Origin of the sequence: Euzebya rosea, from assembly GCF_003073135.1 — a bacterium.
Lineage (GTDB): Bacteria > Actinomycetota > Nitriliruptoria > Euzebyales > Euzebyaceae > Euzebya > Euzebya rosea.
Genome location: NZ_PGDQ01000015.1, coordinates 49275 through 72099, shown reverse-complemented (window position 1 = coordinate 72099; position 22825 = coordinate 49275). Strand labels below are relative to the sequence as shown.

General features: G+C 70.5%; 21 protein-coding genes. 4 read left to right on the top strand and 17 right to left on the bottom strand.

The features are described from left to right. The first annotated feature begins 77 nt into the window (after positions 1–77). The 3 genes from fdh to nrfD are packed head-to-tail and all read left to right on the top strand — an operon-like array spanning position 78 to position 5337. Complete coding sequence (gene fdh / locus CUC05_RS18825; RefSeq protein ID WP_157965756.1) at positions 78–3374, top strand: formate dehydrogenase; 3297 nt, start codon at positions 78–80, stop codon at positions 3372–3374. Next, the gene (locus CUC05_RS18820; protein WP_108667669.1) at positions 3371–4363 is read left to right on the top strand and encodes a 4Fe-4S dicluster domain-containing protein; all 993 of its coding nucleotides are present in this window, start codon (positions 3371–3373) and stop codon (positions 4361–4363) included. Before fdh ends, CUC05_RS18820 begins: the two co-directional genes overlap by 4 nt. Then, positions 4360–5337, top strand: coding sequence for an NrfD/PsrC family molybdoenzyme membrane anchor subunit (gene nrfD, locus CUC05_RS18815; RefSeq protein ID WP_108667668.1), 978 nt, complete (start codon positions 4360–4362; stop codon positions 5335–5337). Before CUC05_RS18820 ends, nrfD begins: the two co-directional genes overlap by 4 nt. A gap of 11 nt (positions 5338–5348) precedes the next feature. Here the strand turns inward: nrfD and CUC05_RS18810 are convergent, their stop codons facing one another. The 10 genes from CUC05_RS18810 to CUC05_RS24875 all read right to left on the bottom strand — a co-directional run bounded on the left by CUC05_RS18810 (position 5349) and on the right by CUC05_RS24875 (position 16142). Next, complete coding sequence (locus tag CUC05_RS18810; RefSeq protein ID WP_108667667.1) at positions 5349–5855, bottom strand: peptidylprolyl isomerase; 507 nt, start codon at positions 5853–5855, stop codon at positions 5349–5351. Between the two features lie 4 nt (positions 5856–5859). Further along, positions 5860–6792, bottom strand: a complete 933-nt coding sequence (locus CUC05_RS18805) for a peptidylprolyl isomerase (RefSeq protein ID WP_157965755.1) — start codon at positions 6790–6792, stop codon at positions 5860–5862. A gap of 145 nt (positions 6793–6937) precedes the next feature. Further along, on the bottom strand, positions 6938–7696 hold the full coding sequence (locus CUC05_RS18800; RefSeq protein ID WP_108667665.1) for an SDR family NAD(P)-dependent oxidoreductase: 759 nt from the start codon (positions 7694–7696) through the stop codon (positions 6938–6940). Continuing rightward, on the bottom strand, positions 7693–7998 hold the full coding sequence (locus tag CUC05_RS18795; protein WP_205712429.1) for a hypothetical protein: 306 nt from the start codon (positions 7996–7998) through the stop codon (positions 7693–7695). Before CUC05_RS18795 ends, CUC05_RS18800 begins: the two co-directional genes overlap by 4 nt. A gap of 68 nt (positions 7999–8066) precedes the next feature. Then, entirely contained in the window at positions 8067–9836 is a 1770-nt protein-coding gene (locus tag CUC05_RS18790) for a 3-hydroxyacyl-CoA dehydrogenase family protein (protein ID WP_205712428.1), read from the bottom strand. A gap of 472 nt (positions 9837–10308) precedes the next feature. Further along, a complete protein-coding gene (locus CUC05_RS18785) occupies positions 10309–10743 on the bottom strand; it encodes a hypothetical protein (RefSeq protein ID WP_108667664.1) in 435 nt (144 codons plus the stop codon). After that, a complete protein-coding gene (locus CUC05_RS18780; protein WP_108667663.1) occupies positions 10740–11477 on the bottom strand; it encodes a CPBP family intramembrane glutamic endopeptidase in 738 nt (245 codons plus the stop codon). The genes CUC05_RS18785 and CUC05_RS18780 overlap by 4 nt, the downstream gene beginning before the upstream one ends. A gap of 63 nt (positions 11478–11540) precedes the next feature. Continuing rightward, complete coding sequence (murA, locus tag CUC05_RS18775) at positions 11541–12899, bottom strand: UDP-N-acetylglucosamine 1-carboxyvinyltransferase (RefSeq protein WP_108667662.1); 1359 nt, start codon at positions 12897–12899, stop codon at positions 11541–11543. Positions 12900–13014: 115 nt separating this feature from the next. Then, complete coding sequence (locus CUC05_RS25725; protein WP_240606289.1) at positions 13015–14937, bottom strand: ATP-binding protein; 1923 nt, start codon at positions 14935–14937, stop codon at positions 13015–13017. Then, complete coding sequence (locus CUC05_RS24875) at positions 14907–16142, bottom strand: DUF418 domain-containing protein (protein WP_157965754.1); 1236 nt, start codon at positions 16140–16142, stop codon at positions 14907–14909. Before CUC05_RS24875 ends, CUC05_RS25725 begins: the two co-directional genes overlap by 31 nt. Before the next feature lie 119 nt (positions 16143–16261). Between CUC05_RS24875 and CUC05_RS18760 the strand changes: the two genes are divergently transcribed. After that, the gene (locus CUC05_RS18760; RefSeq protein ID WP_108667660.1) at positions 16262–16912 is read left to right on the top strand and encodes a hypothetical protein; all 651 of its coding nucleotides are present in this window, start codon (positions 16262–16264) and stop codon (positions 16910–16912) included. A 92-nt stretch (positions 16913–17004) separates the two neighbouring features. On the opposite strand, the gene CUC05_RS18755 is transcribed toward CUC05_RS18760, so the two are convergent. Genes CUC05_RS18755 through atpE form a run of 7 tightly spaced genes read right to left on the bottom strand, consistent with a single transcriptional unit; the run spans position 17005 to position 22787 of the window. Next, positions 17005–17337: a F0F1 ATP synthase subunit epsilon gene (locus tag CUC05_RS18755; protein WP_108667659.1), complete on the bottom strand. Its 333-nt coding sequence runs from the start codon at positions 17335–17337 to the stop codon at positions 17005–17007. Beyond that, positions 17334–18755, bottom strand: coding sequence for a F0F1 ATP synthase subunit beta (gene atpD, locus CUC05_RS18750; RefSeq protein ID WP_108667658.1), 1422 nt, complete (start codon positions 18753–18755; stop codon positions 17334–17336). The genes CUC05_RS18755 and atpD overlap by 4 nt, the downstream gene beginning before the upstream one ends. Positions 18756–18802: 47 nt before the next feature. After that, positions 18803–19687, bottom strand: coding sequence for a F0F1 ATP synthase subunit gamma (locus tag CUC05_RS18745; RefSeq protein WP_108667657.1), 885 nt, complete (start codon positions 19685–19687; stop codon positions 18803–18805). Positions 19688–19743: 56 nt separating this feature from the next. Next, positions 19744–21366: a F0F1 ATP synthase subunit alpha gene (gene atpA, locus CUC05_RS18740; protein WP_108667656.1), complete on the bottom strand. Its 1623-nt coding sequence runs from the start codon at positions 21364–21366 to the stop codon at positions 19744–19746. Positions 21367–21415: 49 nt separating this feature from the next. Continuing rightward, a complete protein-coding gene (atpH, locus tag CUC05_RS18735) occupies positions 21416–21949 on the bottom strand; it encodes an ATP synthase F1 subunit delta (RefSeq protein ID WP_108667655.1) in 534 nt (177 codons plus the stop codon). 11 nt (positions 21950–21960) lie between these two features. Continuing rightward, the gene (gene atpF, locus CUC05_RS18730) at positions 21961–22503 is read right to left on the bottom strand and encodes a F0F1 ATP synthase subunit B (RefSeq protein ID WP_108667654.1); all 543 of its coding nucleotides are present in this window, start codon (positions 22501–22503) and stop codon (positions 21961–21963) included. Between the two features lie 11 nt (positions 22504–22514). Further along, the gene (atpE, locus tag CUC05_RS18725) at positions 22515–22787 is read right to left on the bottom strand and encodes an ATP synthase F0 subunit C (protein WP_108667757.1); all 273 of its coding nucleotides are present in this window, start codon (positions 22785–22787) and stop codon (positions 22515–22517) included. Between the last annotated feature and the right edge of the window lie 38 nt (positions 22788–22825).

The following is a 22825-nucleotide window of genomic DNA, read 5'->3' as shown; positions in this document are numbered from 1 at the left end:
GCATCCTCGGCGTCAGAAACGTGCGGTCGGCGCACGTTGACGCCGGCCACACGACGTGGGAGGGTCGGCGACGCACCATGAGACTGCTCCAGCTCCTCGACGCGTGGCCGGTCGCCCGGCAGATCCGGACCGGCGACCTGCTCGGTCGCGGACGTGCCGCCCAGTCGGCGGCGTCGGCGGCCCGGCGGCCCCGGACCGAGGATGCCGCCCGGGTCGTGCAGTCGATCTGCCCCTACTGCGCCGTCGGCTGCGGGCAGCGGGTCCACGTCCGGGACGGGGAGGTCCTGCGGATCGAGGGCGACCCCGACTCGCCGATCTCGCGCGGCAAGCTGTGCCCCAAGGGTGCGGCAACCCGCACGATGCTGGACTCGCCGCTGCGGGAGACACGGGTCCGGTACCGCCCGCCGCACGCCACGGACTGGGAGGACCTCGACCTCGACGTGGCGATGGACATGATCGCCGACCGGGTGATCGCGACCCGTGCCCGCACGTGGGAGGACCGCGACGACGACGGCGTGCCGCTGCGGCGCACGATGGGGCTGGCGCACCTCGGCGGGGCCACCCTCGACAACGAGGAGAACTACCTCCTCAAGAAGCTCTACACGGCGCTCGGGGCCATCCAGGTCGAGAACCAGGCCCGGATATGACACTCCTCCACCGTCCCCGGTCTGGGGACGTCGTTCGGGCGTGGCGGTGCCACGACCTTCCTGCAGGACCTCGCCAACGCTGACGTGGTGGTGATCCAGGGCTCCAACATGGCCGAGTGCCATCCGGTGGGGTTCCAGCACGTGATGGACGCCAAGCGGCGTGGCGCGACGATCATCCACGTCGACCCGCGGTTCACCAGGACCAGCGCCGTGGCCGACATCCACGTGCCGCTGCGCGCCGGCAGCGACATCGCCTTCCTCGGCGGGATCGTCAACCACCTGCTGACCACCGAGCAGTGGTTCCGCGAGTACGTCGAGCGCTACACCAACGCCGCGACGCTGCTGGACGAGTCGTTCCTCGACACCGAGGACGGCGGCGAAGACCAGCCCGACATCGAGGGGTTGTTCTCCGGCTGGGACCCCGAGACCGGCACCTACGACACCGCCAGCTGGCAGTACCGCGGCATGACCGCCGCCGGTGCGGCCGGCGATCGTGACTCCACGGCCGCCGAGACCGAACGGGCCGGCGCGCACGGGGGCGAGCTCGAGGGCGGCAACCCGCCCCACGAGGACCCCACCCTCACCGACCCGCTGTGCGTCATGCAGGTCCTGCGCCGCCACTTCGCCCGCTACACCCCCGAGATGGTGGAGGAGGTGTGCGGCGTGCCACGCGAGACGTTCCTCCGGGTCGCCGAGGCGCTGGCGTCCACGGGCACCCCCGACCGGGCGGCCGCCTTCTGCTACGCCGTCGGCTGGACGCAGCACACCGTCGGGGTGCAGTACATCCGCACCGCCGCCATCGTGCAGCTGCTGCTGGGCAACATCGGGGTGTCCGGCGGCGGCATCCTGGCCCTGCGTGGCCACGCGTCCATCCAGGGGTCCACCGACATCCCGACGCTGTTCAACATCCTGCCCGGCTACATCCCGATGCCGCAGGCCTCCACGTCCTCCGACCTGTCCAGCCATGTCGAGGCGAACGCCGCCACCGCCGGGTTCTGGGGGAACATGCGCGACTACCTGGTCAGCCTGCAGAAGGCCTGGTTCGGCGACGCGGCCACAGCCGACAACGACTGGGGGTTCGGCTGGTTGCCGCGGCTGACCGGTGACCATTCGGCCTACCGCACGGTGCTGGACATGCTCGACGGCGACGTCGAGGGCTACATCGTCATCGGTGAGAACCCGGCGGTCGGCAACGCCAACTCGGGGCTGCACCGGATGGCCATGGCCCAGCTGGACTGGCTGGTCGTGCGCGACTTCCAGCTGATCGAGTCGGCAACGTTCTGGCAGGACGGCCCCGAGGTCGAGACCGGCGAGATGGTCACCACCGACATCGGCACCGAGGTGTTCTTCCTGCCAGCCGCCAGCCACGTGGAGAAGGACGGCACCTTCACCAACACCCAGCGGCTGCTCCAGTGGCACGACCGGGCGGTGGAGCCGCAGGGTGACTGCCGCAGCGACCTTTGGTTCGCCCATCAGCTGGGGCTGCGGATCAAGGCGAAGCTGGCCGACAGCGAGCTCGAGCGCGACCAGCCGATCCGCCACCTGACCTGGGACTACCCGACCGAGGGCCCCCACGACGACCCGTCGGCCGACGCGGTGCTGCGCGAGATCAACGGGTGGGACGCCGACGGGCAGCCGCTGTCCAGCTACACCCAGATGGCCGATGACGGATCGACCGCGGCGGGCTGCTGGATCTACACCGGCTGCTACGCCGACGGGGTCAACCAGACGAGACGTCGCCGTCCGGGCAACGAGCAGTCGTGGGTGGCGCCGGAATGGGGCTGGGCGTGGCCGTCGAACCGTCGGATCCTCTACAACCGGGCGTCGGCGGACCCCGAGGGCAACCCGTGGTCGGCGGATCGTGCCTACGTCTGGTGGGACGCCGAGCAGGGCCGCTGGACGGGGCACGACGTGCCCGACTTCGAGGGCGACAAGCCGCCGGACTACGTCCCGCCCGAGGGTGCGACGGCGGAGGCAGCCATCGGTGGTGACCATCCGTTCGTGATGCAGGCCGACGGTCGTGGCTGGTTGTTCGTGCCGCGCGGGGTGGTCGACGGGCCGCTGCCGACCCACTACGAACCGCACGAGTCACCCGTGCGCAACGCCATGTACCGCCAGCAGGCCAACCCGATGCGCGAACGGTTCGACCGGCCCGAGAACGTCTCCCACGGCAGCGGGCAGGACGCCGATGCCTACCCCTGCGTGATGACCACCTACCGGTTGACCGAGCACCACACGGCGGGGGCGATGAGCCGCTCCGTCGCCCACCTGTCGGAGCTGCAGCCGGAGATGTTCTGCGAGGTCTCCCCCGCCCTCGCCGCGGAGCGGGGCCTTGCCAACGGCGGGTGGGCGACCGTCATCAGCGCCCGGGCCGCCATCGAGGCCCGCGTGCTGGTCACCGAGCGCATGCAGCCGCTGCGGGTCGGTGGGCGGGAGATCCACCAGATCGGCCTGCCCTACCACTGGGGGTTCCGGGGGCTGAGCACCGGTGACGCCGCCAACGACCTGTTCGCCCTGGCGCTGGACCCCAACGTGCACATCCAGGAGGTGAAGGCGGCCACCTGCGACATCCGTCCGGGTCGGCGTCCCCGCGGCCCCGCCCGGCGGGACCTCGTCCGCCGCCACGCCGAACGGGACGGTCGCGATCCGACCGCCGACGGGGACCCCACGGACCGATCACCCACCGACCAGCAGCCCGCCGACCCGTCAGGCAGCGACCGGCCATGAACCCCAGCCGTTACACCTCCTCCCCCGCCACCGTCGGCTACGACGACGACCGGCCGCGCATGGCGTTCTTCACCGACACCACCGTGTGCATCGGCTGCAAGGCCTGCGAGGTGGCCTGCAAGGAGTGGAACGACGTGCCGTCCACCCCGCTGGAGCTGACGGGGTTCTCCTACGACAACACCGGCGGCCTGGGCAGCGAGAGCTGGCGGGCCGTGAAGTTCGTCGAGCAGCGGCTGCCCGAGATCCGCCGGCAGGGTGCCGACGGGGCGTTCGTCTCGGCCGGCCAGCAGGGCCCCGACCTCAGCGCGGTCGGTACCGGCGGGTTCGCCGGGGATCCCCAGGAGCTGGACCTCACGCGTGCCGACGCCGACGGGATCGCGCTGGCCGTCGACGCCGCCGCGGGCGCCGGCGACTTCCGCTGGCTGATGGCCTCCGACGTGTGCAAGCACTGCACCACGGCCGCGTGCCTCGACGTCTGCCCGACCGGTGCGCTGTTCAAGACCGAGTTCGCCACCGTGGTCCTGCAGGACGACATCTGCAACGGCTGCGGCTACTGCGTGCCGGCATGTCCCTACGGCGTGGTCGATCGCCGACCCGACGACGGTCGCGCCTTCAAGTGCACCATGTGCTACGACCGCATGAAGGGCGACATGACGCCGGCGTGCGCCCAGTCGTGTCCCACCGACTCCATCATGTTCGGCACCTGGGAGGACATGCGGGCGGCCGCCGGGGATCGCCTGGAGGAGGTCGTCGCCGCCGGGCTGCCGGGGGCCCAGCTGTACGGCGAGGACACCGCCAACGGCGTCGACGGCTGCGGCGCGTTCTTCCTGCTGCTCGACGACCCCGAGGTCTACGGCCTGCCGCCCGACCCGATCGCCACGACGAAGGACCTGCCGGACATGTGGCGGGCAGCGGCCCGGGCAGCCGCGGTCATGGTCGCGGGGATCGCCGGCGCGGTGCTCGTCGCCGGCCGGAGGGCGTCCCGATGAGCCGTGCGCAGCAGGACGGCGCGGGAACGCGCCGCCCCAGGGTGCGGGGCGGTCGCGGATCGGTCGTCCCCGACGCCGAACCGCGCAGCTACTACGACCTGCCGATCGTCAAGGCACCGGTGTGGACGTGGGAGGTGCCCGCCTACTTCTTCGTCGGTGGGACCGCCGGTGCGTCGTCGGTGCTGGCGGCGGTCGCTGAGGCCACCGGGAGGACGACGCTGGCCCGCACGGCACGCCTGGTCGCCGCAGGAGCGGTCGCCACCAGCCCGCCGCTGCTGATCCGCGACCTCGGCCGTCCCGAACGGTTCCACCACATGCTGCGGGTCCTCAAGCCGACCTCGCCGATGAGCGTCGGCTCCTGGATCCTCGCGCTCTACGCCCCGGCCGCGATCGGTGCGGCAGGCCTGGAGGCGCTCGGCTGGTTCCCCCGGCTCCGTCGCGTCGCCGGCGCCGCGGCGGCAGGCCTGGGTCCGGCGCTCTCCACCTACACCGCGGTGCTGCTGACCAACACCGCCGTGCCCGTGTGGCACCAGGCCGAGCGGACGCTGCCGGCCGTGTTCGCCGCCAGCTCGACGATGTCCAGCGGGGCGGCCGCGGTGCTGGTCGACCCCACGGACCCGGCGGCCCGTGCGGTGGCGGTCGCCGGCGGACTGGCGGAGCTGGTCACCACCGAGCGCATGCACCGGGCGCTGGACGACGACGTGGCCGGCCCCTACCGCGAGGGCGACTCGGCCCGGTGGGCCGGGATCGCGACGGCGGCAACCGCCGCCGGGTCGGCCCTGGTCGCGCTTGCCCCGTCGGGGCGCGGCGGGCGGCTGGCTCGTCGCGTGGGCGCGCTCGGCATGCTGGCCGGCGCGGCGGCAACCCGCTGGTCGGTGTTCCGCGCCGGCTTCGCCTCCGCGGCCGATCCCGCTGCCACGGTCGGGCCGCAGCGCCGACGCATCGCCGCCCGCGCCTCCTCGACCGAGGGGTAGTCCCGGGTCGGCTACTCGGCCATCCGCACGGACTCGACGACGACGTCCTCGCGGGGTCGCTCGCCGTCCAGCGGGGTCTTCGCGATGGCGTCGACGACGTCCATGCCGTCGGTCACCTGCCCGAAGACGGTGTAGTTCGGCGGCAGGCCGACGTCGTCGAGGCAGATGAAGAACTGGCTGCCGTTGGTGTTGGGGCCGGCGTTGGCCATCGCGAGCGTGCCGCGCTCGTACCCGCGGTTGCGGGCCGACGCGAGCTCGTCGGGGAAGCGGTAGCCCGGCCCACCCGTCCCGGTGCCGGTCGGGTCGCCCATCTGGATCACGAAGCCGGGGACGACCCGGTGGACGATCGTGCCGTCGAAGAACTTCTTGCCGGCCAGGAAGGCGAAGCTGTTGGCCGCGACGGGCGCCTCGTTGGAGAACAGCTGCAGGGAGATGTCGCCCATCGAGGTGGACAGCGTCGCCGAGTGGCGCGACGCGTCATCGAGGACCTGCTCGGGCTCGGCGTAGTGGTCGGCCATGGCCCTACTGCTCCTGGACGGTGACGGATTCCATGTACACGCGCTCGGTGGGCGTCTCGCCCTCGGCGGCGATGGCCCCGATCTCCTCGAGGACGTCGAGGCCCTCGGTGACCTGGCCGAAGACGCTGTAGGCACGCTGCTGGTCGAACGCGGTGTCGAACAGCTCGTTGTAGACGAAGAAGAACTGGCTGCCACCGGTGTTGGGGCCGGCGTTGGCCATCGCCACGGACCCGACGGGGTAGCCGTCGGACTCGGCCAGGCCGAGCTCGTCGGGCAGGCTGTAGCCGATGCTCCAGGTGTTGGTCTGGTCGCCACCACCGGTCTGCAGGGCGCCGATGCTGGTGGCGTTGCGGAAGATCTCCAGGCCGTCGAAGAAGCCCTGCTGGGCGAGGAAGACGAAGGAGTTGACGGTCTCGGGGGCGTCGTCCTCGAGCAGGTCGAGGGTCACGGTGCCACAGGACGTCTCGACGACGGCCACGTAGTCCACCCCCTCCTCCAGCACGTCCGCCGGTCCACCGGGGAACTGCGGGCGGGTGTCGGCGACGTTGGACGGCTCCTCGGCGTCGCAGGCGACGGGACGGTCGTCGATGACCGGCTCGAGGCCGGAGTCGACGGCCTCACCGGGCTCGACCGCGGGGTCGTCGGGGACCATCGTGGCGGGCTCGGCGTCCTCGCTGGGTGCCTCGGACCCGTCCTCGACGGCTTCGCTGGCGGACGCCTCGAGCTCGCTGGCCAGTTCGCTCGCGAGGTCGGCGACGTCGTCGTCCTGCGACCGGCGGTCCATCACGGTGGCCGCGACGAGGATGCCGCCGAGCACCAGCACCGCGACGACCGCGATCGCGGTCATCTGGTTGCGACGACGCTCCGCCTGGCGAGCCTTCTCGCGCTCTGCTTGCCGGCGAGCCTTCTCCTGCTTCTTGTGCTGGCTTCCGCTCACGCTGTGTGTGCCCCGCGTTTCTGGTCTGGGCAGGCTGGCTCCGGGGAGCAACCGACCCGGTCGGACGGTGAATCGACCCGAAGGCTATCGCGCTCGTGCGACCCCCCGGGAATGGGGTGGTCCGGTCAGCTCGACCGAACGTCCCTCAGAAGGTGTTGAGGGTCAGCCCGCCGTCGATGACCAGCGTCTGACCGGTGATGTAGGACGCCTTGTCGCCGGCCAGGAAGACGATGGCGTCGGCGACCTCGCGCGGCACACCCCACCGCTGGATCGGTGCCCGCTGGACGAACGCCTTCTCGGTGTCGTCGTCGGTCCACGCGAACTTGGAGATGTCGGTCTTCACCCAGCCCGGCGCGACGGCGTTGACGCGCACGCCGGCGTGGCCCATCTCCATGGCAGCGTTGACGGTCAGGCTGATCAGGCCGGCCTTGGCGGCACCGTAGTGGGCCATTCCGGGCGAGGACCCGGCACCGGCGACCGACGACACGTTGACGATCGAGCCGGAGCCCTGCGCCGTCATCAGCTTGCCGGCCTCCTGGGTGGCCCAGAACGCCTGGGTGAGGTTGAGGGTCAGCCCCTTCTCCCACCCGGAGGAGCGCATCTCGGTGATCGGCACCATGAAGGAGTTCCAGCCGGCGTTGTTGACCAGCACGTCCAGCCGGCCGAGCTCTGCGGCGGTGTGGGTCACGGCATGCCGGACCTGCGCCTCCTCCATCACGTCGGTCGGCACGACCAGCGTGCGCGCGCCGTGTTCACCGCACTGCGCGGCAACCGTCTCGAGATCCTCCACGGTGCGGGAGGCGAGGGCCACGTCGTAGCCGTCGGCAGCCAACGCGATGGCGGTGGCCGCCCCGATACCCCTGGACGCGCCGGTGACCAGCGCGACCCTGCGGTCCTGGCTCACGCCGCCCCGTCGCTGCGGCCGACCTCGATGCGCCAGCAGTAGCGGTGCCAGTGGCGGCGCAGGTCGGGATCCCCGTGGGGCCAGACCACGACGTGGGCCTCGCCTTCGGGGATCGTGTTCCCGCAGTCAGGACAGATGTAGTCCTTCTCCGCCCGCTCGGCCGGCACGTTCTGGACGTCGTAGCCGTCCAGCTGCATGTCCGGGTCGATCTGGGACCGCGAGTAGATGTGAGCCATGTCCTGCAGCGCTTCGGGGTTCTGCCATGGCCGTGACTTGCGCTTGCGGCGCGCACCCTTGCTCATGTCAATCGACTTCCTCGACAGGGGCCTTCGTGGTGGTCGACCACGGGTTGTGTGTCTGGCCCCACAATCTAGTACGTGTAGAAGCCTCGGCCGACCTTGCGGCCGAGATATCCGACGCTCACCATGTGCTCCAGCAGCGGGACCGGCTCGAAGCCCGGATCACGGAACTCCGCGTACAGCGCCCGGCAGATCTCCAGGGTCACGTCGAGACCCACGATATCCATCAACGCGAACGGCCCCATGGGATGCCCGCAGCCGAGCTTCATCGCCGTGTCGATCTCGGGTGCGGTGGCGTAGCCGTCCTCCAGCATCCGGGTGGCGTCGTTGAGGTAGGGGAACAGCAGCGCGTTGACGATGAAGCCGGCCCGGTCGCCGCAGAGCACGCCGTGCTTGCCGAGCTTCTCGGTGATCGCGCGGGCCTGCATCAGCGTCGTGTCGTCGGTCCGCACCGTCGGCACGACCTCGACGAGCTTCATGATGGCGGCCGGGTTGAAGAAGTGCAGGCCGATGACCTTCTCGGGCCGGTTGGTGGCCATGGCCATCTCGATGACCGGCAGGGAGGAGGTGGTGGTGGCCAGCACGCAGTCGGGCTTGGTGATCTGGTCGAGCTCCTCGAAGAGGGGACGCTTGACCTCCATCAGCTCGGCGACGGCCTCGATGACGATGTCGCACTCCGCGAAGCTGGCCAGGCCGTCGGTGACGCTGATGCGGCCGAGGGCCTCCTCGGCGGCGTCGGCCTCCATGCGGCCCTTGTCGACCATGCGCTGCAGCGACGTGCCGACAGCGGCCTTCGCCGACTCGGCCTTGGCGACGCTGCGGCCGCGAACGATGACGTCGTAGCCGGCCTTGGCGCAGACCTCGGCGATGCCGGAGGCCATGGTGCCGGTGCCGAGCACGCCGATGGTGCCCCAGCTGGCGATGGAGTCGGGGTCGATCGGGGTGACGTCGCTGGCGTCGTCGGGGGCCAGGCGGGAGGAGTTGGGCTTCTCGTAGGTGTAGAAGCCACGGCCGGACTTGCGACCCATGAAGCCGGCGGTCTTGAGCTGCCGGATGATCGGGTGCGGGGCGTAGCGCACGTCGCCGAACTGCTCGTACATGCGCTCCATGATGGAGTTGGTGGAGTCGATGCCGATCAGGTCGACGAGGCCGATCGGGCCGATCGGGTGGCCGCAGCCGAACCGCATGGCGGCGTCGATGTCCTCACGGGTCGCGTAGCCCTCCTCCACCATGCCGACGGCCTGGTTGAGGTAGGGGAACAGCAGCAGGTTGGCGATGAAACCGGCGCGGTCGCGGACGACGACGGGGGTCTTGCCGAGCTCGGTCGCGAAGGCCTTGGCCAGCTCGACGACCTCGGGGTTGGTGACGACCGTCGTGATCATCTCCACCAGCTCCATGACGGGGGCCGGGTTGAAGAAGTGGAAGCCGAGGACGCGGTCGGGCCGCTTGGTGTGGACCGCGACGTCGATGACCCCGAGGGAGGAGGTGTTGGTCGCGACGATCGCGTCGGGCCGCAGGACCGCGTCGAGCTGCTCGAAGGTCTTCTGCTTCATGTCGAGCTGCTCGGGGACCGCCTCGATGACGAGGTCGCTGTCGGACAGCACGGCGAAGTCGGTGTGGCCGGTGATCCGGTCGAGGATCTCCTCCATCTCCTCCGCGCCGAGCTTGTCGCGGTCGACCGCACGCTGGAGGGAGTTGCGGATCCGGCTGAGGCCCTTCTCGACCATCTCGTCGTTGATCTCGACGAACTGCACCGCGCGGCCGCCGCGGGCGACCACCTCGCAGATGCCCGATCCCATGGTTCCACAGCCGACGACGCCGACCTTCTCGATGCGCTCCACAGCTCTCCCTAGAGGGTTGTCCGGCCCACGCCGTGGCGTCGGCGCAGGGACAAGTGAGTCTATGGGGTGGGCTGGGTCAGTCCCGAATCAGGTGGGCGCCCGACCGAGGCACCCGAACACGGCGTGCGCATTGCCCCCCTGTATGGGCGGTCGATCCCACACGGGGTGAGCCCGCGTGCGGCAAGCCCGCCCCCATCGGGCGTGGATGCCACACACGGCCCGAGCGCGGGTGCGATGGACCGCCCCACGCGAGGTCGAACGCACACACCAGTCGTGTGCCGCACGCACCGAGGTGCCAACGCACCGCCGCAGGGCGCCGACGAAACGCGAGCGAGACTCGCAGCGCCCGATGCGAAGCGAGGGTCGAGAATCGAGGGAGCGATTCGTCGGTCACGAGCCCGAGGACCGTCCGAGCGGAGCGAGGACCAACGAACAGGGACCCGACGAGCGGAGCGAGGACCAACGAACAGAGCTAGCTGAGCACGTTCAGCAGGCTCAGCACCGTGCGCAGGAGCATGGCGTGGCGGGGCAGGCCGTGGATCTGCAGGCCACCGGCGACCCAGCGGCTGGTGAGGCCGCGGCCCGACGACGTCAGCAGGTCGGGGATGCCGAAGCGCAGGGGCACGGTGGACAGGCCGAGGATGGTGTCGGCGGTCCCGACCAGGCGCAGCTCCGCAGCCATCGCCGGGCCCGACGTGACCCACAGCTGGTCGCCGGCGAAGTGCAGGCGGACCTGCTCATCGGTGTCGGTGACGACGATCCCCACCGCACCGCTGGACCGGCGGACCAGCGCACCTTTCGACGGGTCGGCGACGAGGTTGGCGCTCAGCAGGCCGCCAAGCATCCCGGCGAAGGGACCGGCCCCGTCCTCGACCTCGACGGTCACCTCGGGCTGCAGCGGGCTCATCCGACCCCGGCTGCGCCGGACCGGATCAGCAGGAACCCGATCAGGTTGAACACGACGTGGGCGACGACCGGCACGACGAGGGTCCCGTGGCGTCGCATCACCCAGGCCAGCACCATCCCGAGCGGGAACGTCAGGGCGATCACGAACCCCTCGACGTGGGTGACGCCGAAGGCCAGGCCGGACAGTCCGATGGCAGGCCAGGCGGGAAGGTGCTTGTTGAGCGCCTGGAAGAGGACGCCGCGGTACAGCAGCTCCTCCCCCAGCGGCCCGAGCAGCACGACCCCGAGCCCGACCAGCAACGGCGTGACCCCGCCTGCCTGCGCGGCCTCCTGCACGCCCTGCTGCACCGCCGGGGTCTCGCGGCCCATCGCCTCGATCAGGGTGGTGAGGGCGATGCCCAACCCAAGCTGGACGACGACGAACGATCCCAGCCCGTAGGCCAGCCCCAGCCACACGTCACGCAACGTCGGCTGCTTGACGCCGAACGCGCGCCGCACGGCGTCGGGGACCTTCGCCTGCAGCCCACGGAACCGCACCCAGGACACGGTGACGGCCGTCAGCATGACGACGGCCACGAGCACCCCGACCGCGGTGGATTCCGGCGAGAGGGGGTCGCCGAACGCCGATCCGACGATCGTCGCGCCGGCCCCTGCGACCACCAGCCACAGGACGTAGACGACGATCGCGTCCCACCACTCCCACGGGATGGCGTGCCGCCGATCGCGGCCGTCCATGGGTGCGGGACTCCAGTCGGCTGGGGACACCGGAACCCGGTCGCCCACCTCGGGCTGCACGCGTTATCCCGCTGCCGGGGTGCCGACGCGCTCGACGTCGGCGCCGAGGTTGGTCAGCTTGCCGAGGAAGTCGGCGTATCCACGGTCGATGTGGAAGGGGTCGCGGACGACGGTCTCGCCCTCGGCGACGAGGCCGGCGAGGACCAGGGCCGCACCGGCACGCAGGTCGGTGGCCCGGACGACGGCGCCGTGCAGTGCGCGGGGTCCTCGGACGACGACGTGGTGGCCCTCACGGGTGATGTCGGCGCCCATCAGCTGCATCTGCTCGATGAGGGCGAAGCGCCCCTCGTAGACGTTCTCGGTCAGCAGGGACTGGCCCTGCGCCTGGGACAGCAGCGCCTGGAACTGCGCCAGCATGTCGGTGGGGAAGCCGGGATAGGGCAACGTGGCGACGTCGGCCGCGACGAGCTGTGCGCCGGGCAGGACGCGGATGAAGTCCGCGCCGGTCCGCAGCTGCACACCCGCGGCCCGGAGGCGGTCCAGGGGGCGGGCCAGGTGGGACGGGTCGACACCCTCGATGGTGACGTCGCCGCCGGTCATCGCCGCGGCGACCGCGAACGTGCCGGCTTCGATGCGATCCCCCACGACACGGTGCCGGCAGGGTGTCAGCGACTCGACGCCCTCGATGGTCAGCTCGGGGGTGCCCGCGCCGGTGATGCGTGCGCCGAGGCCGTTGAGGAAGTCGATCAGGTCGGCGATCTCGGGCTCGCGGGCGACGTTGCGCAGCCGGGTGGTCCCCCGGGCGGTCGTGGCGGCCATGACGAGGTTCTCGGTTGCCCCGACGCTTGCGTACTCCAGCTCGTAGTCCGCGCCGACGAGGCCGTGCGGCGCGCGGGCCTCGAAGTGTTCGGCGCCGACGGTGATCTCCGCACCGAGGGCGGCCATGCCCTCCAGGTGCAGGTCGACGCCGCGGGACCCCAGGTTGCAGCCGCCGGGCTGGGCGATGTGGGCGTAGCCCATGCGTGCCATCAGCGGCCCGAACGTGGCCAGCGACGACCGGAGCCGTCCGGCCAGCTCGAGGGTCGTGCCCTCGCCCAGCCGGTCGGGCACGTCGATGCTGACCGTGTGGGTGCCCGTGCCGTCGGCCTCGATGGTGACGGTGGCGCCGAGGTGGCGGACCACGTCGGCCATGGCGTAGGTGTCGGAGATCCCCGGGACGTTGGTCAGGACGCTGGTGCCGGGCGCCAGGAGGGCGGCCGCGAACAGCTTCAGCGCAGAGTTCTTGGCGCCACCGATCCGGACGGTCCCGGTGAGGGTGGCGGGGCCGCGGACGACGAAGGCATCCTCGAGCGGGGCCAGCGCCGAGCGGGCGTGCGATCCGTCGACGAGCGGCGCGTCGACGGTGTGTGGAGTGGCGGTCATCGCGCTCGGAGTGTATCCCCGGTGGGCCGCGGTCCCCGGGAGCCACCGGCCCGATGGGCAGGGTGCACGACCGCCGCGTCGGGGTGCGGACGGCGCCTCGAGCAGGACCGGCAGGTCAGGATGTGTCGCCGAAGAGCGGCAACCGCACGTCCATCGTGGTGCCCCCGCCGGGTGTGTCGCGCAGGACGATCGATCCGCCGTGGGCCTCGACGATCGTCTTCACGGTGTACAAGCCGAGGCCGGTCCCCCGGACGTCTCCCCGGGCGAAGCGGCCGAAGACGTTGACCCCGGCGGGCATGCCGGGACCGTGGTCGATCACCAGCATCTGCGCCATGCCGTCGGTCCGCTCGACGATGACCTCCACCGGCGAGCTGCCGGGGACGTAGCGCAGGGCGTTGGCGATCAGGTTCTGCACGACGCGGGTCAGCTGGTCGGCGTCGCCCCACGCGATGACGCTGGGGTCGCAGCTGGCGCTGAGGCGGCTCCGCTGCTCGGGTGCGGCGATCATCAGGGCCTCCGACACCACGTGGTGGAGGGGCACGGCGACCTGCTTGTCGGGCTGGAGCTCGCCGGCGTCGGCACGGGCGGAGTCCATCATGTCGTCGAGCATCCGGCTGACCCGCAGGGCCTGCCGCTCGATGGTGTCGAGCGCCTCGGCCCGGTCCTGCTCGCTGAGCCGCCCTCCGGCACGACGCAGGGTCTTGGCGAACCCCAGCACGGCCGTGATCGGGGTCCGCAGGTCGTGGGTGATCCCCTCGACGTAGTCGGCACGACGTCGGTTGCCCTCGTGCAGCAGCCGGTTGGCCTCGGTCTGGCTGGCCAGCAGCCGGGCGTTGCTGATCGCCAGGGCCGCCTGTCGCGACAGCGCAGCCCCGACCTGGGTGCAGAGGCTGGTGAACCCCCGCGGGTTGGCGTCGGTGTGGGCGACGACCAGGTACCCGACCTCCAGCTCACCGACCAGCAGCGGCAGGCCGTGGACGCTGATCGCGCCCGTCTCGCGATCCCAGGGACCGGCGAGCCAGGGGCAGGTACGGGTGTCCTGGGTCAGGAACGGCTCGACGGAGGCGAACATCTCCTCGGCCGCCCGCCGTCCCTCCGCGTGGATGACGTCGCCGGGTTCCCAGGTCCGGTCCGAGGAGTGGAAGGCCGCCAGCTCCAGCTCGGTCCGGTCGTCGTTCCACAGGTAGATGGCCGAGCGTTCGCACGACAGGGCGTTGGCGGCGTGGCGGGCGATGTGGTTGACGATGCGGTCGGGATCCATGCCCGACGCCTGGGCCACACCGGCGATCGCCTCGAGGATCTCCACCTTGCCCTCGAGGTCGGCGAGGGCGTCGACGCGTTGCATGGCGGCCCATGCCTCCGACGCCAGCGCCCCGGCGAGCTCCAGGGAGTCGTCGTCGCGGCGCCGCACCCCCTCCCCCACCATCGCCAGCACCGTGCCGGCCGACTCCGGACCGGCGGGGACCGCCAGCGCGGGGGTCGCCACGCCGTTGACCGGCAGCTCGACCAGCTGGGCGATACCCGTCCTGACGACCTCGTCGAGGGCTGAGGGGCTGTCGACGTGGATGGACTCGGCAACCTCCTGGTGGTCGCCGATGGCCACCGACCCGTCCCAGCCCGTCGGACCCCGGGTCAGCATGTAGCCCGCGTCGCCCGGCAGCAGGTCCTGCAGGACCATGGCGACGGCGGCGACGACGTCGTCGCGGCGGACCGACTGCGCCAGCGCGCGGGAGTAGACGTTGCGCGCGTGGGTGCGTGGGTCCGTTGCACGGACGGCCCGGAAGAACGACCCGAACCCTGTCGGGCGGCCGGACTCGTCGGCCAGGCGGGTGTAGGCGGTGACGCACACCTCGATGGTCCGACCGTCGGCATGGCGGCGCGGGAAGACCAGCGGCACCTCGTCGGCCCAGTCGTCGAACGTGTCCAACGCCGCCGCGAGGTCGTCGCGCTGCGCCGGGGTCAGGTGCGGCAGCGGACCGCCCAGCACGTCCTGGCGCCTGAAGCCGGTCAGCGACTCGGCGGCGCGGTTCCACTCCACGACGTTGAGCTCGGCGTCGGTGGCGCAGAATGCCTCGGGACAGACGTCAAGGATTCCGTCGAGGCTGATGGGATGTGTGGTGGGGTGGGATATGGCCACGAGTCGTTTCGCACCCGAGGTGTGAGGGGGCGGTCACCTCGGCGCGCCTCGAATGGTAGAGCGAGCAGCCACTCGAGGGGGCCTCTGTTGACACGCCATCTCCACAACGTGCACAGGACGGTCGTCACCACGAAGAACCTGGCGACCTGGAAGACGGCGTCCTCGACCGAACCGCGACCCTCCAACCACTCCGGCGCGACGGCCAGGACGAGCAGGTGACCGGTGTAGACGGTCAGGGCCATCTGCCCGACGGCGACCAGCGGCCAGGACAGCCGTGGGACCAGCGACCCGACCAGCAGGCTGGCACCGAGGACCGCCACCGCGACGGCGACGGCCCCCACGACGTTGAGGGGGGTACCGCTGTGGCCCTCGGCCAGCAGGTAGGGCGAGTTCGCAGCGGCCGTGCTGGTGGCGCGGGCGAGCTCGCTGGCCCCGTAGGCCGCCGTCGCCACGATGGCCCCGCCGACGAGGAGGATCCCCTGGGTGGCCCGGTCCCGCAGGTCCGCGCGGCCGACGAGCACCCCGACCAGCACCGCGGGCCCCCAGGTCAGGACGGGGTAGAAGCCGGTCACGAGGATGTCCCCGGCGACGCCGACGACGTCCAGGGGGTTCTCGGTGATGCCGCGCACGGACAGTGCGGTGCCGAAGAGGGCGACGTACAGGCTGGGGCCGAGGACCGTCCATCCAGCGGTCACGGCCACGAGCCACCGCGTGGGCAGCATGGCCCCGAGCCCACCGACCACGTAGTAGGCGGCGTAGTAGTGCAGGATCACCGCGACGGGGGTGGGCAGCATCTGCAGCAGCAGCCCGAGCGGGAGGAAGACCACCGCGCGCCACGCGACCTTGGTCCAGGCGAGGGTGCGCCGACGTGCCGCGTCGGGCCGACCCCGTTCGGTGCCGCGGAACAACATGCTGACGCCGACGCCGGCGAGCATGACGAACAACATCGACGCGCGACCGTAGGACGTGCGGTAGATCCATCCGACGGTGGTCGACGTGTCGGGTTCGTACGGGCCGAAGTGGACCATGACCATCCCGAGGATCGCGACGGCACGGGCGATGTCGACGCCCAGGATGCGGTCGCGGCGGATGGTGGTGGCGGTCACGTGGACCAATCATGCGACCGTCGTCGGGCCGTCGCCGAGGCCTTGACCAACTCTTTCGGTCCGGCGACGTCCGGTGCCCGTCGTGGCGAAGACCGGTGGCGATGCGCTAGACCGGTGGCATGCGAACCCTGCACGTCGCCCTGCTCGTGGCCGCCATGGCGCTGACCGGCTGCGGGGGCGGCGGCGAGGACACCGCGGTCGGGCAGGCCACCACCGCGCCTGCGACGGCCACCGATGCCGCCGCTGAGGACGGCGTCGTCCCGCTGGAGAACCCCAAGGAGGAGGCGGAGCTCGACGTCAGCGGCGACCCGGGCGACGACGACCCGATCGAGGGGGCGGAGGATCCGTCGGCGCCCGACGACGACGTGCTGGAGGACGACCCCGAGGACGCCGCCGAGGCCACAGGGGCCCCCGAGCCGACGGGACCGCCGACGGAGGGCCTGCCCGGCGGCCGCTACGTGCAGATCGACGCCATCACCGCGTCCGGCAGCGCCTACGCCGTGGAATTCACGCCGTACAACTTCGTGCCGCTGATCGGGTCGGGCGACCAGGACTTCCACGTCCACTTCTTCTGGAACAGCGTCGAGCCGCAGAACGCGGGCACGAACAGCCCGTCGCCCGGCGAGTGGTTCCTCTACGACGGCGGCAGCCCCTTCACCGGCTACAGCTTCGCCGACCGTCCCCCGGAGGCCACCCAGCTGTGCGCGCTCGTGGCCGACTCCGCGCACGGTGTCACGGTCGGTTCCGGCAACTGCGTCACCCTGCCCTAGCCGGACTCGACCCGCCGCACTTCGGGCGGCCGCCCCACGCAACGACGAACGCCCGCCCCCGGAAGGGGCGGGCGTCGTGCGTGGTTCGGTACCTAGGCCGGGGCGGGGGCGTGTGCCTCCCGGCCGGGCTTGGTGTACTTCTCGACGGCCGCGTGGGCGGCGTCCTTGTCGGCGACCTCCTCGGCGAAGTCCGCCAGGACGGTCAGCTTGCCATCCGCGTACTGCAGGAAGCCCGAACGGACGGCGAAGGTCGTCCGGGTGCCGTCGGCACCGACGAGCTCCAGCGGAGCCGAGGCGAGCAGCAGCAGCACCGGCTGGTGGCCGGTGAGGATGCCGATCTCGCCCTCGGTCGAGCGTGCGTACACCTCGGACACGTCACCCTCGAACAGGGCGCGGTCCGGCGAGACGATCTTCGCGTCAATCATGCGTCTTCGAGCTTCTTGGCGTTGGCCAGGACGTCGTCGATGCCACCGGCGTTGAAGAAGGCCTGCTCCGGGATGTGGTCCAGCTCGCCGTCGATGAGCTTCTCGAAGCTCTCCACGGTGTCGGCGATCGGCACGGTGACGCCGTCGACGCCGGTGAACTGCTTGGCGACGTAGAACGGCTGGGAGAAGAACCGCTGCACCTTGCGGGCGCGCTGCACGGTGACCTTGTCCTCCTCCGTCAGCTCGTCCAGACCCAGGATGGCGATGATGTCCTGCAGGTCCTTGTAGCGCTGGAGGACCTGCTGGGTGCGCTGGGCGACGTCGTAGTGACGCTGGCCCACGACCTCGGGGGTCAGGATCCGGCTGGAGGAGTCCAGCGGGTCCACGGCCGGGTAGATGCCCAGCTCGGAGATCGCACGCGACAGCACCGTTTGGGCGTCGAGGTGGGCGAAGGTGGCGTGGGGAGCCGGGTCGGTGATGTCGTCCGCAGGGACGTACACGGCCTGGATCGAGGTCACGGAGTGACCCTTGGTCGAGGTGATCCGCTCCTGCAGCATGCCCATCTCGTTGGAGAGGGTGGGCTGGTATCCCACGGCCGACGGCATGCGGCCGAGCAGCGTGGAGACCTCGGAGCCCGCCTGGGTGAAGCGGAAGATGTTGTCGATGAAGAGCAGGACGTCCTTCTGGTCGACGTCGCGGAAGTACTCCGCCATCGTCAGCGCCGACAGGGCGACACGCAGGCGCACGCCCGGCGGCTCGTCCATCTGGCCGAAGACCAGCGCGGTCTTCTCGAGCACGCCAGCCTCCTCCATCTCGAGGCGCAGGTCGGTGCCCTCACGGGTGCGCTCGCCGACACCGGCGAACACCGAGAACCCACCGTGCTGCTCGGCGACACGCTGGATCATCTCCTGGATGACCACGGTCTTGCCCACGCCGGCACCGCCGAACAGGCCGATCTTCCCACCCTCCACGAAGGGCTGGATCAGGTCGATGACCTTGATGCCGGTCTCGAACATCTTGGCCTGCGGCTCGAGCTCGTCGAACGGCGGCGAGTCGCGGTGGATGGACCAGTGGTCCGACGCCTGGATCTCGCTGGCGTCCACGTCGAGGGGCTCGCCGAGCACGTTGTACACGTGGCCCAGGACACCCTCGCCGACCGGAACCTGGATCGGCTTGCCGGTGTTGCGGACGGTGGTGCCACGACGCAGGCCGTCGGTCGGCTGCATCATGATGGCGCGGATCACGCGGTCACCGACGTGCTGGGCGACCTCGGCCGTCAGGACCTTGGACTCGCCGTCCAGCTCGCGCGTCAGCTTCAGCGCGGTGTTGATCTCGGGCAGCTCGTCCGGGGGGAACTCGACGTCGATGACAGGCCCGACGATGGAGAGGATCCGGCCTTCTGCGAGGTTCTCGCTCATGTTGTTGATGCTCCTAGTGCCGAAGGCAATGAAAAGGTGAGGAGTGTCTAACCGTTGGACAGGGCCTCGGCCCCGCCGACGATCTCGGAAATCTCGGTGGTGATTGCGGCCTGGCGGGCCTGGTTGGCCTCGATGGTGAGCTTCTCCAGCACGTCGCCGGCGTTGTCGGTGGCCGACTTCATCGCGCGCTGGCGGCTGGCGTGCTCGGACGCGGCGGACTCCAGCATCCCGGCGAACACCTGGTGCTCGACGTAGCGCGGGATGAGCGCGTCGAGGATGGCCTCGGGCTCCGGCTCGATCATGAACTCGGGGCTGATGCCCTGTCCGCCCTCGAAGGCCCGACGGTCCACCGGCAGGATCTGCACGGCGTTGGGCGTCTGGGTCAGCGCGGACTTGAAGTCGGTGTAGACTAGGAAGACGCGGTCGACCTGCTCGTCGATGAAGGACTGCACGATGGGCTCGGCCACCGCCGCCGCGTCGGCGTAGGTCGGCTTGTCCGTGACACCCTCCCACGTGGTGGCGGGGGTGTAGCCGCGGTAGCGGAAGTACCCGTCACCCTTCTTCCCGACCGTGTGCAGCTGGACCTCGAGGCCGGCTGCGGTCTCGCGGTTGATGACCTTCTCGGCCAGGCGCAGCGCGTTGGTGTTGTACGCGCCGGCCAGGCCGCGGTCGGAGGTGATCACGATGACCGCCGCCGTCGTGGGGTTCTCACGGTCCTGCAGGATCGGGTGCTGCCCGATGGTGGACTCCGCGGCGAGGTCGCGGATGACCCGCGAGATGCCCTCGGCGTACGGCCGCGCAGACTCCACGGCGAGCCGAGCCTTGGTGATACGGCTCGCCGCGATCAGCTCCATCGCCTTGGTGATCTTCTTCGTCGAGTTGACGCTCTTGATCCGGCGACGCAGCGCGCGGAGTTCTGCTGCTCCTGGCATGGATCGGTTCCTTGGTGGTGGTCAGGGTGTCTGGCTCGGCAGCGCGGGGACGCGCGCTAGTTGCTCGACAGGGTGTCGAGGTCCTCCATCGTGACCTTCTCCTCGACCTCGGTGACCTCGGAGGGCACGAACGTGGCCTTGAAGCCCTCGACACCGGTCTTCAGGGTCGACTGGACCTCGTCGGAGTACTCGCCGTTGTTGAGTGCCTCCAGCGTGTCGGGGTGACGGCTGGTGAAGTAGGCCAGGAGCTCGGACTCGAAGCGACGGACGTCGGGGACGGGCACGTCGTCGAGGTAGCCGTTACCGGTCGCCCAGATCGAGAGGACCTGCTGGCCCACCGACTGCGGCTGGTACTGACCCTGCTTGAGGATCTCGACAGTGCGGCGACCACGGTCGATCTGCTGCTGGGACGCCTTGTCCAGCTCGGAACCGAACTGCGCGAAGGCCTCGAGCTCACGGAACTGCGCGAGGTCCACGCGCATGGTGCCGGCGTTCTTCTTCATGGGCTTGGTCTGGGCCGACCCACCCACGCGGGACACGGAGATACCCACGTTGATGGCGGGACGCACACCCTGGAAGAACAGGTCGGTCTCGAGGTAGACCTGGCCGTCGGTGATGGAGATGACGTTGGTCGGGATGAACGCCGAGACGTCGCCACCCTTGGTCTCGATGATCGGCAGGGCCGTCATGGAGCCACCGCCGAGCTCGTCGGACAGCTTCGCTGCACGCTCGAGCAGGCGGGAGTGGAGGTAGAAGACGTCACCCGGGTAGGCCTCACGACCCGGCGGGCGGCGCAGCAGCAGCGACATCTGGCGGTACGCGTCGGCCTGCTTGGACAGGTCGTCGTACACCGCGAGGGCGTGCTGGCCCTTGTACATCCAGTAGTTGCCGATGGCCGCACCGGTGTAGGGGGCCAGGTACTGGAAGGGGGCCGGCGTCGACGCGGCAGCCGCGACGATCGTCGTGTAATCCATCGCACCGTGCTCTTCGAGCTTGGCGACGACCTCAGCGATCGTCGAGCCCTTCTGGCCGATGGCGACGTAGACGCACTTGACCTGCTTCTTGGGGTCGCCCGACTCCCAGTTCTTGCGCTGGTTGATGATCGTGTCGACGCAGACCGCGGTCTTGCCGGTCTGGCGGTCACCGATGATCAGCTGGCGCTGGCCGCGGCCGATGGGGGTCATGGCGTCGATGGCCTTGATACCCGTCTGCAGCGGCTCGCCGACCGGCTGGCGCTCGACCACGGAGGCCGCCTGGACCTCGAGGCCACGCCGGCCGTCCAGCTTGGCGGGGTCCAGCGGACCCTTGCCGTCGATCGGCCGACCCAGCGGGTCGACGACGCGACCCAGGTAGGCGTCGCCCACCGGGACCGAGAGGACGCGACCCGTCGGCTTGACCGGGTCGCCTTCCTCGACGCTGGAGGAGTCACCCAGGACGACCGCACCGATGGTGGTCTCGTCCAGGTTCAGGGCGATGCCGAGGAGCTGGCGCCCCTCGTGGTCCACGCCGAAGTCGAGCAGCTCGTTGGCCATCGCTCCGGGCAGACCGCTCACGCGGGCGATGCCGTCACCCGACTCGACCACGCGACCGACCTGCTCGCTGGTCACCGTGGGGGTGTAGGCATCGATCTTGGACTTCAGGATCGCCGAGATGTCGTCGGCGCTGAAAAGATCAGTCATCGGTTGGTCGCTTTCACGCTTGGTGTGTTGGGGTGAACGGTGTGGGTGGTCAGGCGGTGACCAGGGCCGACTTCAGCTGGGTGAGCTGACGCAGGACGGAGCCGTCGATGACGGTGTCCCCGAGCTGCACAACGATGCCGCCCAGCAGGTCCTCGTCGACGGTGACCTTGAGCTCGACCGGCTGGCCGGCTCGTGCGCTGAGCGCGGTGGCCAGCGCCTGGCGCTGGGCCTCGCCCAACGGCTTGGCGCTGTGGACGACGGCGACCGACGCGCCGCGGGACTCCGCGGACAGGTTGGTGGCCGCCGACGCGATGTCGGAGACGTGGCGGATCCGGTCGGCCGACAACAGCATCTGCACGACCGCGATCGTGCCGGGGTGCGCACGCTGGAGCGCCTCGGTGATCGCGTTGCGGCGGGCCTCGAGGGGCACGCTGCTGTCGGTCAGGGTGCTGCGCAGGTCGGCGTTGCCGTCGACGGTACGAGCGAACTCGTACAGCTCGTCGACGACCCGGTCGGCCGCGCCCTCGGCGCGGCCGATCTCCACGACCGCGCGACCGTATGCGGTGGCGATGTCGTCAGCCATCGGACTTCCTTCTAGTTGGTGGTCGAGAGCTTCGAGATGAAGCTGTCGACGAGCTGGTCGTGACGGGACTGGTCGACCTCGGCACCGACGATCTTGCTGGCGATGTCGGTGGAGAGGGTGGCGACCTGACCGCGCAGCTCCTCGAGGGCGCGGGCCTTCTCGGCCTCGCTGTCGGAAGCAGCGCGCGCACGGATGGCGGCGGCCTCTTCCTCGGCCCGGGCGACGATGTCGGCCTTGAGCCGCTCACCCTGCGCCTTGGCGTCCTCGATGATCTGGTTGGCCTCGTTGCGGGCCTCGGACAGGGACTCCTGGTACTCGCGACGAGTCTTCTCGGCCTCGGCCAGCTGGGCCTCGGCCTCCTCGATGCGACCCTGGATGGCGGCACGACGTTCCTCGAGCGCCTTGTTCATCTGCGGGAACACGCGCCCGCTGATCACGATGAAGAGCAGCGAGAACGCGATGAAGCCCCAGATGAGCTCCGGGATCGCCGGCAGCAGCTGCAGCTCGGTGTCGACACCGGCCTCGGTGGCCAGGACGAGCATGGGGATCGGCATGGTGCCCTCCCCTACGCGTTGATGATGAAGGCGAGCACGAAGCCCAGCAGGGCGAGCGCCTCGACCACGGCGATACCGATGAACATCGTGGTGCGGACCTGACCGGCAGCCTCGGGCTGACGCGCCATGGACTCGATCGCACCCTTGATGAGCATGCCCAGGCCGATACCCGGGCCGAGGGTGCCCAGGCCGAACACGAGGCCGACACCGATGACACCGATGTTGCCGGTCAGGCCGGAGGCGGCTTCACCAGCGGCCTCGGTCGCGAACGCCGGCTCGACCATCATGGCGAACAGCGCGATGACGGCGGCTGCGAGGGGCA